This window comes from Rufibacter aurantiacus (assembly GCF_017916345.1).
In the GTDB taxonomy this organism is placed as follows: Bacteria; Bacteroidota; Bacteroidia; order Cytophagales; family Hymenobacteraceae; genus Nibribacter; species Nibribacter roseolus.
On the sequence record NZ_JAFMSV010000001.1, the window covers coordinates 1 to 13,582 of the forward strand.

A 13,582-nucleotide genomic window follows, 5' to 3' on the forward strand; every position below is an offset into this window, starting at 1 on the left:
TTCCAAGGCCTTTTTGCGGAAGAAGGTCCCTTTTCGCTGTTCCTTGCCGGAGCCTAGGGGTTAACCATAGTGAAGGACAGGAAGTTCCAATTAGGAAAAATTTTTCGATGGATACCTTTCGGCTATGAGCCCCTGCTGCACCCTGGGCTAGAACCACCATGAGGTACCTGGAAGTTCCCGATAGGGGTAGGTTTTTCTTTCCACTTTTGTTTGGAGAACGGCTCCCGGCCGGTGCCTGGGGAAGAACTTTGGAAGGGTGCCCGGAAGTTCCACGGTAATAATGATTTTCTGAAGCGCCTTAAGAGACATTGCCTGCCTAGCTTGCGCCTGACCTGCTTTCTTACCCCTGGTAAACAAAGAAGGCAAAGTGAGCAACACCCTGCCTTCTTTGTATAACCTTTATTCCTTTCTTTACAATCAATAAACCTTTACAGATACTTAGATTACTTGTAGTTTTTCAGCCATACCTTGAATGTAGAGCCTATGTTTAGTTGGCTTTCCACCGTTACATATCCACCTAATGCCTCGGCTTGTGTTTTGACTAAATAAAGACCTAAGCCTCTTCCAGAGACATGGAAGTGGAATCGCTTGTACAACCCAAATAGGTTTTTGCCCTCTTTTTCCAAATTTATGCCTAAACCGTTGTCGCTTACAGAAAGGCAGAGCACCTCGTCTTGTTCATGAAGTTCTGCCTTAATGCTTAGAATCAAGGACCGGTCCGGTGATTTATACTTCACAGCATTGGTTAAAAGGTTACTTAAGATGCTACTCACATAACTCCTTATAGAACCAATCTCTTCAATGCCGTTCAACTCAACCGCTACTTTTTCATAACTGTCGGCTGGCAAAAACTGGATGGCTTGGTCTACTATCTCAGGCAGAAATATGCGCTCCCGCTCTTCCATGAATCCGGCCTGGAGGCTTAGCATTTCATTCAGGTCTCTTATTATATAGTCCAGGTTCTGGGCAGTCTGTTTTAGCCTTGCAGTAATGCCTTCCTGAAATTCCTTGTTATCTGAAGTATTTAACAGCGAGGTCAGCCCAAGTATGTTGGCTACAGGAGAACGCAGGTTATGGGACACTATATAAGTAAACTGCTCTAAGTGACGGTTCCGCCGGAGAAGTTCCTCGGTAAGTTTGGCGCGCTCCTCTTCTGCTTTCTTCTGTTCAGTGATTTCTGTTTCAATAACAATGAACTTCTTCCTGCCCCCGGTAACATCATCTATGATAGGAGTGACATCCAGCTTGGACCAGTAGACCTCCCCTGTCTTACTGCGGTTCTGCACCTCCTGCACAAACGGTTTGTCATAGGCCAGCTTCTTCCTGATCATGGATACTCTCTCCGGGTTAGTTTCCGGCCCCGCCAGAAGATCACCCGGCTTGCGCCCTATTACTTCTTCCAGGGTATACCCTGTTACCCTGGTAAATCCTTCGTTCACCCATTCAATACGCCCTTCTTCATCTGTGATGTAGACCGAGTTCACGGTTTTACTGGCCACCAGCGAGAGTTTCTTCAGCTCTGCCTCTACTTTCTTGCGTGCGCTAATGCCTTTGATAAAAACAGACAAGCCTTCTTCAGAGGGGTAGGCACTAACGTCTAGCCATTTATTCAGGCCATCATAGAAAATCTCAAAGTGTACGGGGTGTTGTAGGTCAATAGCGCGCTTGAACTTAGCGTAGAACTTGCCGAACTTCTCCGGCGGATACACCTCCCTGACATCCAAACCATGCAATTCATGGCTCTTCACCCCCAGCGAACTTTCAAACTTGTTGTTCACATAGGTAAAGCACCAGTTCTTGTCCAAAGTAAAGAAAGCATCTTTGATACTCTCCAGAATACTGTTTAACCGCCTGGCAGTTTCTTTCAAAAGCCGCTGCTGCTGCTTGGTCTCAGTTACATCCTTTGCAATTCCGTGGATACCTATTAATTCACCTCCTACAATCACTGGTACTTTGGTGATGGCCAGGTTCAGCTTTTCACCCTGGGCCGTTAAGATTACCGTCTCTGAAGTGCTAGACACCCCAGCCAAGGTTTCCTCGTAATCGGCCAAGGTTTCTTCTACCCAATCTGGGTGCAGCATCTGCACAAAGTTCATTTTGAGCAGTTCCTCTTCTGAGTACCCGCTGCAGGCCACTGTAGTAGCATTCACCGATGTGAAGTTGCCTTCTTTATCAAGCGAGTAAACGCTATCTGGGTTGTTCTCAAAAAGGGCTTTATACAGTTTTTCGCTGCGCTCTAATTGATTCTGGGCTTCCAACCGATCAGTGATATCCCGGGAATTGATGATGATGCCATTGATGGCCGGATGATGGAAGCAGTTCACACCTTTGGTCTCAATCCAGCGCCACTCACCAGACTTGGCTTTGAAACGGAAAGGTTTTGTTTTAAGGTCTACCCCAGCCATGACTTGTTCAAAATCGGAAAGGATTTCGGGGATATGGTCTGGGTGGATAAAATCAAAGGCTTTGTACCCCAGCAGTTCCTCGGGCTCAAAACCAAGGACGTGCCGCACGCTGCCACTCACAAAAGTGTAGGTCCCCTCCTGGTCAAGGATACAAACCATGTCATGCCCTTCCTGAAGCAAGGACTGCAGACGGTAGTCATTTTCCCGGTCCTTCGAATCATTCAGTACCTCTTTGGTGATGTCGCGACCGATGCAGTAAACCTTGCTTTCTTCTTTTATTAATGAGGAGGACCAGGAGAAGTAAATGACTGACCCATTTTTATGAATGTACCGGTTCTTGAAGTTTAGAGTAGAGGAATTCTTAATCACCTCTTTCGCGTCATCTGCCGTCTTGGTGACATCTTCTGGGTGAATGAACTCAGTACAGTGCTTCCCTATCATTTCTGACGGGGTATATCCCAAAATTGAATGACAGGCCTGATTTACATGCAGCAAATAGCCATCCAGGGAAAAAGTACAGATAAAGTCTGCGGTTGAGTCCAGAACCAACTGAAGTTCACGAACCGTGTTTTTCAGTTCCTGCTGCTGTTTTTCAATACACTCCTGAGAATCCTTCTCGGCTCTGAGGTCGCGTACATGCACACTCACAAATTGAGCACCTTTAGAGGTGGAGAACGTTCTGGAACCCAGTTCAACAGGAATCTTTATGCCCGACTTGTGTACCAGGTTCACCTCGCCCTTATAATGCCCATGCTCCCTTCTGGCTTTGAGCGCAAATTCCCACCTGTCATCACTTAAATCAATTAATCCCTTCCGCCCGTCTTTTAAAAGAAACTCTTTTGTTTGCCCCACTAACTGGCAGATGGCAGAATTGACAAACAGGAAAGTCCCGTCTGGCTGCACCAGCATCATAGGTTCATGGCTATATTCAGCCAAAGCATACATCAACTCAAAGTCTAGTGGTGAAGAGGTAGATCTTGGCAATTCTGTTTCCTGGCTAATTTTATAATGGTCGTTCATCTTGTAGGCATCCATAAGTTAAAAATCCATTTTTACCAAAATGGATTTAACTCACACCGGCAGTACTCTCATATTACGAAAGGCACGGTTCAGACAAAAGTACGCCACATTTAGATAATTTCAATTAGCCCCGTCAACTATAAGTGAGATAGATATTTACACATTGAAAAATGCTATAAACCTACCTTTATCTACCTGATTAAAGTAAATTTTATCTTAAACCGGGAATATTTTGTTTTAGTTGGTTTAACAAGCCCTGTTTTAGCGTTATTTTTAGAAATAATGGCTAAAAACAGAAAACCCACCTTTTAAGGTGGGTTTTCTTGTACATCAAAAGTAAACAGGGCTATTTTCCGATATCTGCTTTGGTTTCTTGCTGATACTTTCCGTTGAATTTATCATACAGGTACTTCTGCTTGTCTGACAAGTTCAGCTGACGGCCCTGGATAAAGGCATGACTGATTTTGTTCGTGCGCATGTCCAGGATATCCCCTTCAGAAACCACCAGGCTGGCGTCCTTGCCTACTTCCACGGAACCCACCTGTTTGTCTACACCCAGAATTCTGGCGGCATTCAGGGTCACGGAGGAGAGTGCCTGCTCTTTAGGCAGCCCGAAGGCCACGGCCGTACCGGCAATGAACGGCAGGTTTCTGGAACCATGCAGGCTGGCGTCGTAGTCCAGGCAGAACAAAACTCCGGCCTGTTGCAGCAAACCTGGCATTTTGTAAGGCAGATACACATCATCGCCGGCACGGGACGGCAAGGCGTGCACCCCTGAGTAAATCACCGGAACGCTGTTTTCCTTCAGGAAATCGGCTACTACCAGGGCATCACCACCACCTACAATTACCAGCTGCTTCACACCTGCTTTTTGCGCGAACCGCACAGACTCCACTATCTCCTTGCCATAATCAGCGTGGATGAACAGCTTCTTGGAACCGTCAAACAGACCACCCAAAGAAGCAAGCTTCAGGTTCTGGCGGTCGTTCTTCTGGTCTTTGTAGACTTTGGCCTCGGCCAACAGAGCTTCCAGTTCCTGCAAACCGGTCTGCCGGGCCTGGCGGCGCTGGGCCACTTGCGGAGAATTGTCAGCGGATTGCTGCACCATGGCGGGCCAGCGCAGGTGGATACCGGCATCGGCTTTCACCAAGGCATCTTCCCAGTTCCAGGCATCCAGCTGCACCACCGAGGACGACCCCGAGATCATGCCGCCCACCGGAGTGATCTGCGCCATAAGCACACCGTTGGAACGGAGCGTAGGCGTGATGTCTGAATCTGTGTTGTACGCCACCACTGAACGGACATTGGGGTTGAACAAACCAACCTCCTGCTGGTCCAGCGTGGCCCTCACAGATTCCACCTCGTTCAACCCGATCTGGCTGTTGGGCAAAATCATACCTGGGTAAATGTGCTTGCCGCTGACGTTTACGGTTTCATAGGCAGTAGCACCCGCATTGAACCCGGGCGCCGGGCCGGCATAAGTGATTTTACCTTCGTTGAAAGCGACGGTTGCCCCTTCCACTACCTGGCCGTTCCCCACGTGCAGGGTGGCCCCGGTGAGCACGGTGGCTTTGGATTGCCGGCCGGCTGGCACGGGAACCTGGGCCCAGGCAGCAGAGGTGCTCACGAACAAGGCGGCCGCGAGCAAAAGACGATGTTGCATGTTTTTAGAGGTAAGGCTTACCACAGTATTTTTTAAAGTTTGCATAGCGTGGTCTCCTTATTTTTGATGATACTCGGATTCCTGATAAGTTTTCTCTCCCTCAGTGCTCAGGTCTTCGCAGTGCAGTACCTGGTCTGCGCCCCGGCGCGAGGGCGCGGCGGATTGGGTGCGCTCTCCGCGGGATTTAGCGGCCAGCATTTTGTTGATCAGACGCAAGCGCTCTTTCTCTTGCTCTACCTGCAGTTGCTTGTCTTGCTCTAGGTCAAAGTAAGCGATTCCGTCCACGAAGGTTTTCTCCGGGCGGGCGTAGATAGACAGCGGATGCTCGTTCCAGATCACCACGTCGGCGTCTTTCCCGGCTTTCAGGCTACCTACTTTGTCATCCAGGTGGAGAAGTTTGGCTGGGTTCAGGGTCACCATCTTCAAGGCATCTTCCTCAGAAACCCCGCCGTACTTCATGGTTTTGGCGGCTTCCTGGTTCAGGCGGCGGGCCATCTCGGCATCGTCTGAGTTGATGGCGGTAGTCACGCCCACGTTGTGCATGATGGCGGCGTTGTACGGAATGGCGTCTTTCACCTCCATTTTGTATGCCCACCAGTCAGAGAAGGTAGAAGCACCAATGTTGCGGGCCTTCATCTTATCGGCTACTTTATACCCTTCCAGGATGTGGGTGAAAGTGTTCACCCGGAAGCCCATCTGGTCAGCCACTTTCATGAGCATGTTGATCTCAGACTGCACATAGGAGTGGCAGGTGATGAACCGCTCGTCTTTCAGGATCTCAGACAAGGCGTCCAGTTCCAGGTCGCGGCGCGGGGCCGGGGTTTTGGCTTTCTGCGATTTGGAGAGCTTGTTGTAATCAGCTAAAGCTTTCTGGTATTCCTTGGCGCGCTGGAAGGCATCTACCATCACCTGCTCCACGCCCATACGGGTCTGCGGGAAGCGCACGTTGTACTGCGGCGAGCGGTTAGACTGCTTCACGTTCTCACCCAAAGCGAATTTGATGAACGGATCTGCGCCTTCAAACATCAGTTTCTCCGGCGCCTGGCCCCAGCGCAATTTGATGATGGCCGACTGTCCCCCAATGGGGTTGGCCGAGCCGTGCAGCAACTGGGAAGTAGTCACCCCACCGGCCAACTGGCGGTAGATATTCACCTGCTCATGGTTCACCACATCGGCCATGCGCACCTCAGAGGTAACGGCCTGGGTACCTTCGTTCACGCCATCCAGGGCGATGTGCGAGTGCTCATCAATGATACCCGGTGTTACGTGTTTGCCGGTGCCGTCAATGACCTTGGCCCCGTTAGCGGAAAGGTTTTTGCCTACTTGCGCGATCTTGCCGTTTTTCAGCAACACATCAGCGTTCTGCAATTTGCCTTCTTTCTCGTTCGTCCAGACGGTGGCGTTCTTGATGAGGACGGTCTCTGCTTTCGGCAGTTCGGTTCTCCCAAAGGCCGCAAACGGGAAGGTAAGTTTACCCAGGTTCAGGGCTTCATTGGAGCGGGAACGGGCCGTGTCGCGTTTGGCTTGCTGGGTAGCGGCTTCAGAGAGAAGGGCGGTCCATTTCACCATCTGGGCATCCGGCAACTGGGCCTCGCCCTGGAATCCTTTGCCGGTGTACCAGCCGGTGAGCCGGATGCTTTCTTTCCCGTTTTTGGCGGGCGCGAAGGTCATGGTGAGCAATTCACCGCTTAAAGAAAGAGTGCCTTTCAGGGTATCCTGGGCCACTACTTTCAGTTCTGGTTTCTCAGGCGTGCCGGAGATGAGCATGCGGCGCTCTGGCTGATTGGCTACTTTCAACGTGTACACACCCCGGAAATCGGCGGGCGTCTCGCTGATTTTGTATCCCTGGCCCTGCACCCAGTTTTCCAGGAGCAGCGTGGAGGCATCAAACAGGTTACCCGAAGCTACCACGAAGTTGGCTTGCATTCCTTCGCGCAGCGTACCCACGTACTTATCGGCTTTGAGCAGTTTGGCGGGCGTGAAGGTAAGGGCTTTCAGGGCTTCCTGCTCAGACAACCCGTAGGAAGTAGCTTTACGCAGATTAGGCAGAAACTTGCTTTTATCGCGCAGGTCAGCGGTGGTGAAGGCAATGGCGACACCTTCTTTCACCAGCATGGCCGGGTTGGCAGGGGCCATTTCCCAGTGCTTCATTTCCTCAATTCCCACGCGGCGGGCATCGTACGGGTCTTCCACGTTGTAGGCATCGGGGAAGTTCACGTTGAGGATGTAGGCCGCGTTGGTGGCTTTGACCTGGGGCAGCATCTGGTACTCATCGCCCTGGCCTTTGAAGATGTACTGGTAACCGAACTCGTCACCCACTTTGTCGGCGCGTACGGCATTGAGTTTGTTGCTTACCTCAAAGATCTGCGGCAGGCGGTTCAATTCATTGAAAGCTTTAAGCGAGATGTTCTGCTCTTTGTCCTGGTTTTTGGCATTCCACTGGGCATCAAGGTAGGTCTGGCGCAGCAGGGCGATGGAACCCATGATGGAGCTGGGGTATTCCTGGGTGGAAGAACCTTTGTCCAGCGATAAAGCACCGGCGGCTTTGTCCAGCAAAATAACCTGGTTTTCCTTTTTGTTCGCCAAAGACACCAATGACGCAGCGCCGCGGGCGATTCCGTCCTGGTGGATGGTCAAAACGGCTCCAAACCCAAGCTTGCGCAATTCTTCGGCGGCTTTGGTGTCTACTTTGAATAGTTCTACCGCATTGGTCTCGGGGCGGATGGCCTGGTTCCAGTTGAAGGCGCCTTCTTTTTTAGACTCGGCCTGGGGCGGACTGTTGAAGCTGAACGAACGGGCCGGCGGCGTGGGCACCCCGTAGCTGGTGTATGGGTCCACGAAGCCGGGGTACACGGTTTTGCCTTTCAGATCGGTGACCATGGCGCCCTGGGGCACGGCTACTTTGGTGCCTACGGCAACCACTTTGCCGTCTTTGATAACCAGGGTGGCGTTCTCCAGCCTGGTTTGGTAATCCACGAAAATGGTGGCATTGGTGAAGGCCCGCAGTCCGGAGCGCTCATCATACACCCCATTGCGCGGGAAAGTCTCCTGTGCCCGGCTCTGCAGCGACAAGGCCGCCACCGCCAGCACGGAGAGAAATACTTTTTTCATGGGAGCTTGAATAAGGGTTTGTTTGATAGATTGTGTTTGTATGGAAGAGGAAAAATAAGGAAAACAAACCCTTAAAAAAAGCTAATCAACACATATTCTATTTCTTTAATATTCTCGCAAAAACACCCCCAAAACAGAATCATATTCGCAAACAAAAAGCCCGATCCAACTATGAACCGGGCTTTTACTTAGGATGTTAAATCTTCTCTTTATTACTGAATTGTCAATCTATATCTCTAGGCTCTGTACTTACAGGCACGAAGGCCAACTACTCTGGTTACCAACCAATAAGTATCAATTTACTATTAAAGGATTGGCCATACATGTTTTAGACCTATTCTATCAAAAACGGCCTTAAAACAAAGCTCTTCTGGGGGTCCTCCGCTGTCTGAAAATGATTATCTCACCACCAGTTTCTCCACCTGTTTGCCTTTGTTCGTGTAGATCTCGGCAATGTAAAGCCCCGGGGCCAGGTTGGCGATGGACAGCTGCAATTCCATAGTTGGAGAGTACTGCTGGTTAAGAATTACTTTTCCACTTAGATCATGCAGAATCACCCTGGTGATATTGCTTTTCAGGCCTACTAGGTTCACCATACCCGCAGCAGGATTAGGGAACAAACGAACCATCTTTGGTTTAGAAGTGGATTCTCCTTCCAGTGGTGCCGATCTAATCACGCCTGGATCACGCCAGGTGGTAAATCCATAGGCGGTTTTGCCTCCGGCAAAGGTAAAGCCCCCGGCTACCCAAAGTTGGTCTTCCAAACCCAGCATGCTGTACACAGATCCGTTCACGCCGCTGCCCATGGCTTTCCATTCACCTGCCCGGTTCAGATAGGCCATCCCGTTCACCCCAGTCAAATCTCCAGCATTTTGAAAGACTCCTCCCACAAATAGAAGCCCGTTGTGCCGATACACATTGGTAACGCCTACCACGGTACCACCACTTATATTACCCACTCCCTCCCACTTTCCGTCACCGGTTCCTTTTACCAAAGCACCCGTACTTTCCCCATTCACTCCGTTGAACAAGCCTCCTACATAGAAGTTATCCTCATCCCAGATCATACTCCGAATCATATGATTGAACTGCCCTACACTGCTCCAGTTTTGACCATCCCATTTAGATAGATCGGACATTTGGGTATCATTGCCGGGCAGCCGAATGCCTCCCCCTGCATAGAGCGCCCCCTCATGGTACAACAGGCTGTAAACCCGGCCGTTCAGATCAAGTCCTGATCCCAAAGAGCTCCAGGCCCGACCATCCCATTTAGCGATATTGGCAATCTCCAAGTCGGTTCCGTTGGGGTTGCCTGCCAGCTCAAGAAGGATTCCTGCTACATAGAGGTTAGTGCCATCAGTTGCCAGGGTGTATACTTCTGAGTTCTGATAACCACCCACTCCCCTTCCTAATGCGTGCCATTTCTGGCCATCCCACCGAGCCACATGGGAACCAACCGACCAATCATCTACATCAGTCACGCTAAAAGAACCGCCCACGTACAGGTCATCGCCAATGGTTACCATGTCATTGATATTCGCGCCATTCAACCCGCCGGCAAGGGGCACCCAGTTTTTGCCGTTCCAGCGGGCAATGTTCTCTACCCGGTCATGCCCTATTTTGGTGAATGACCCGGCCACGTACAATTCCCCTTTGTGCACCAGAAACTTTCTGATGTAACCATTAGCGGCAAAGAAAGGCTTCCCTAAAAAGGTACGCCATTTCAGGTCTGAGGTGGGGTTTGCAGGATCAAAAGGCGCGCGGGCCATACCGTAAATCACGGAATCTCCCGCAAAAAGGGTGAACTCACCGTCTATTTCGCCATGCACCATTCCATTGGCAGTAACCGAACCGCCAAACGTCATTATTTCATTTTCATGGATGAGCAAGTCGTTTACTCCAGCCAGTCCAGTACCAATTGGTCTGAAACCTTTATCCTTCGTATAGACTGCCACTCCATCTGCTTTTGTGCCCACCACATTGTCAAACTGCCCGCCAATATAGATGGAACCATTTACCACCTTGATGATTTTCACCTCGCCGCGCTCTACGCCAGACTTAACCCCGATGTTCTCCCCATTAGTAAAGGCAGACCAGGTTTTGGAATCTATATCATAACGGGCTAATCCATTGAGTGTCTTCCCGTCTATGGTTACAAACATGCCTCCAGCCAATAAGGTATTACCACCTTCCTCTTCCAAAGCGAAATGGAAAATTGGGGTATCTGCGCCTTGGTCAGTGGTCCCCATCTGGTGCCACTCCCCGTTTTGGTAGTAGGCTACGTTTTTCAAGGCTTTTCTACCAACCTGGCTAAAAACCCCGCTTATGAAAAGCTTATCGTCGTGCAGGAAAGAGGCAGATATGCCTCCGTCTGAACCGCCGGCCAGACCCGCCCACTTCGTCCCATCCCAAACCGCAATGTTGCCGGTGCCTTCCACTCCGTCCACGTTGGTGAAACTACCTGATATGTACAGTTTACCGTTCTCTTCATCTGATATAAAATCTTGCACAAAACCAGAGGCAAGCCCAGGGCTCTGGGGATTGTTGCTGACCGGGTGCCACTGGTTGCCATCCCATCTGGCTATACCATATGCTTTTACTTTGCCTACCGCCTTGTAGTAACCTCCGGCATACAACTGGCCCTGGTGCCAAACCAAGGCAGCAACGGGGCCATTAAACCCGTCTCCCACTGGGTGCCATTTCTGACCATCCCACATGGCCACATTCCTGGCCCTGGCATTCCCTATGGTGGTGAACTCACCGGCTGCATATATTTTATCTCCTACCTCCAGAACGCTTATAATATTTCCATCTGTCCCGCTAAGGCCATAGTTCTCACTCCAGAACTGGTCACCCTCTACCTCAACATTCTTGGAAATTGCCGAAGAAGGCGCAATCAAAGCATCTGCAAAGGGCAAATTCTGGGGTTTAGAGAAATCCCTTTGCACTTGCAGGGAGGCTTTCCCGCTCTTTCTGAGTTTGTAGAGTTCCTGTGGGTTCCAGGTCTGCGCACTAATGTTTTCCCCGGAAAGGAAAAGCACACCTAGCATCAAAATGAATAACCCAAGCGGTCTGCGGGACTTGTAAAGTTCTTTTTTCATAGGGCTTAATGCGGGAAGAATGAGGATTGGATTTCTTGTACAGACAGAGAATAAACCTGTTTCCCCTAACACCACCCCCAAAATCAATGCTATTGCTTTTGCAGAACACCTGAAAAGCTGTTGGAATAGTTGAGGTGAGCACAAACAAAAAGCCCAGTCCATGACTGGACTGGGCTTTTGAAAGTATGAAAACGAGGCTTATTACAGGTTTTGTTCTTTCCGGATAACGCTGTTTTTCTTTCCGTAAACAAAGTAGATAATAATACCAATGGCCATCCAGCCAAGCAGACGGTACCAGGTCTCGGCAGGTAGACCTGCCATCATGCCAAGGCAAACCAGAATACCCAAAATAGGCACCAACGGCACCAACGGGGTTTTGAACGGACGCGGACGGTTAGGCTCTTTCACGCGCAGGTACCAAACGCCGGCACACACAATCACGAAGGCCAACAGCGTTCCGATGGACACCAGGTGACCCAGTTCATCCACGGAGAAAGCACCCGCTACCAAGGCACAGATAAGGCCGGTTAAGATGGTACTCACGTGCGGAGTTCTGAATTTAGGGTGCAGTTTACCAAAAATAGGAGGTAAAAGACCATCATTAGCCATGGTGTAGAAGATTCGCGGTTGAGACATCAACATCACCAACATCACCGAAGAAAGACCGGCGATTGCCCCAATTTTAATCAAGTCACGCAGGAAAGTGTAACCAGTTTTCTCAATACCAATGGCAATAGGCTCAGCTACGTTCAGCTGGCTGTAATGCACCATGGCAGTCAAAATACCAGACACCAGAATGTAAAGAATAGTACAGATAACCAGTGAACCTAAGATACCAATTGGCATGTCTTTCTGCGGGTTTTTGGCTTCCTGGGCAGTTGTAGAAACTGCATCAAACCCGATGTAGGCGAAGAAGATTACCCCGGCAGCTCTGATTACGCCGCTCCATCCGTACTCTCCAAAACCACCTTTGTTCTCAGGAAGAAAAGGAGTCCAGTTTTCTGAAGCCTCAGCTGAGTGACCAAACAGGTAGTTGGCACCGGCCAGAATGAACAGGATCACAACCCCCACTTTAATGATAACTGCAATATTGTTAACCTTGGCAGACTCACTCATGCCACGTACCAACAAAATAGTTACCAACGTGATGGCAATGGCTGCCACCAGGTTGAAGATACCGGTTGCGTGCGGCAAAGTGGCGATATCCACGCCTTCAGCAGCCAGAGAGGTGGTTAATTGCTCGGTTATTCTAACCCAGGCATTGTTCTTTTCAATAAACACCATCTCTACACCAGAAGCGCTGCTCCACTGCGGCGGTATGTTAACGCCCAAATCTCTCAGGAAAGACACCACGTAACCAGACCAACCCACCGCAACGGTGGCCGCCCCGAAGAGGTATTCCAGAATCAAATCCCAGCCAATAATCCAGGCCACGAACTCGCCCAAGGTGGCGTAGCCGTAGGTGTAGGCAGAACCGGCAATCGGAATCATGGAAGCGAATTCAGCGTAGCAAAGACCGGCGAAAGCACAGCCCAAACCAGCCAGGATAAATGCCAGCACAATGGCTGGCCCAGTGTACTGTGCAGCCGCACTACCCGTTAACACGAAGATACCCGTCCCGATGATAGCCCCCACCCCTAAGGCGATAAGGTTACCCGGACCAAGGGTTCTTTTCAGGTTGTGCGCCCCTTCACTAAAGGCGTCAGCGCTAAGCTTGTCAATTGACTTCCTAGCGAAAAGTTGGTTTGCCATAAAATGCGTAAAAGTTAGGGAATAGTTTGTTTGTTGTTCGCTTTGTAAAAGGCTTGAAGGGGCTAATATAAGTACTTTTCGCAAGAAGCCATGCAGGCGCTTCTATTTGGCGGGTGCTTTCCCCGCAAATGCCTCCAGCCCAGGCGGGCGTTTTTATAGCCGTTTTCTGAAAATCAGGTTAGAAACAGGTCTTCTTTTTCCTGTATTTCAGGGTGGCTCAGGATTTCAATTACTTTGTTTCCAAGAATATAACCACCAAAAGCAGCATTCAGGCACTTTCATTTGGCGGTCATTTATTCAAAACACTTCCGGCAAAAGCACGCGCAAGCGGTATTCACCCTCCAGGCTTCTGCGGCAAAGGCGATAAATACGGCAATCCAACTTTTGCCTAGCGCCTTGCCAGGCTGCGTCCACCCATCTTTCAGGATGAGTGGTTACGCTGGCCCGGCTTTGTGGTACAGGTTCTCACCCAAACCCTTATACGTTTATGGCCTGTTTTTCGGGAAAGGGCGGCAAAATGTATTTTAGGT

5 protein-coding genes are annotated in these 13,582 nt (G+C 50.1%); all 5 read right to left on the minus strand.

The features are described 5' to 3' along the window. Positions 1–443: 443 nt before the first annotated feature. Complete coding sequence (locus tag J3P34_RS00005; protein WP_210485763.1) at positions 444–3,440, minus strand: PAS domain-containing sensor histidine kinase; 2,997 nt, start codon at positions 3,438–3,440, stop codon at positions 444–446. A gap of 331 nt (positions 3,441–3,771) precedes the next feature. Continuing rightward, positions 3,772–5,088, minus strand: coding sequence for an amidohydrolase family protein (locus J3P34_RS00010; RefSeq protein WP_210485765.1), 1,317 nt, complete (start codon positions 5,086–5,088; stop codon positions 3,772–3,774). Positions 5,089–5,145: 57 nt separating this feature from the next. Continuing rightward, the gene (locus J3P34_RS00015) at positions 5,146–8,199 is read right to left on the minus strand and encodes an amidohydrolase family protein (RefSeq protein ID WP_210485767.1); all 3,054 of its coding nucleotides are present in this window, start codon (positions 8,197–8,199) and stop codon (positions 5,146–5,148) included. Positions 8,200–8,597: 398 nt separating this feature from the next. Continuing rightward, positions 8,598–11,300: a T9SS type A sorting domain-containing protein gene (locus J3P34_RS00020; RefSeq protein ID WP_210485769.1), complete on the minus strand. Its 2,703-nt coding sequence runs from the start codon at positions 11,298–11,300 to the stop codon at positions 8,598–8,600. Between the two features lie 201 nt (positions 11,301–11,501). Further along, entirely contained in the window at positions 11,502–13,052 is a 1,551-nt protein-coding gene (locus J3P34_RS00025; protein WP_210485771.1) for an amino acid permease, read from the minus strand. Positions 13,053–13,582: the final 530 nt, after the last annotated feature.

What these genes read in the sequence shown, in the direction of transcription:
- J3P34_RS00025 (WP_210485771.1), bottom strand. Translation starts at nt 13,052, where the DNA reads ATGGCAAACCAACTTTTCGCTAGGAAGTCAATTGACAAGCTTAGCGCT.
- J3P34_RS00020 (WP_210485769.1), bottom strand. Translation starts at nt 11,300, where the DNA reads ATGAAAAAAGAACTTTACAAGTCCCGCAGACCGCTTGGGTTATTCATT.
- J3P34_RS00015 (WP_210485767.1), bottom strand. Translation starts at nt 8,199, where the DNA reads ATGAAAAAAGTATTTCTCTCCGTGCTGGCGGTGGCGGCCTTGTCGCTG.
- J3P34_RS00010 (WP_210485765.1), bottom strand. Translation starts at nt 5,088, where the DNA reads ATGCAACATCGTCTTTTGCTCGCGGCCGCCTTGTTCGTGAGCACCTCT.
- J3P34_RS00005 (WP_210485763.1), bottom strand. Translation starts at nt 3,440, where the DNA reads ATGGATGCCTACAAGATGAACGACCATTATAAAATTAGCCAGGAAACA.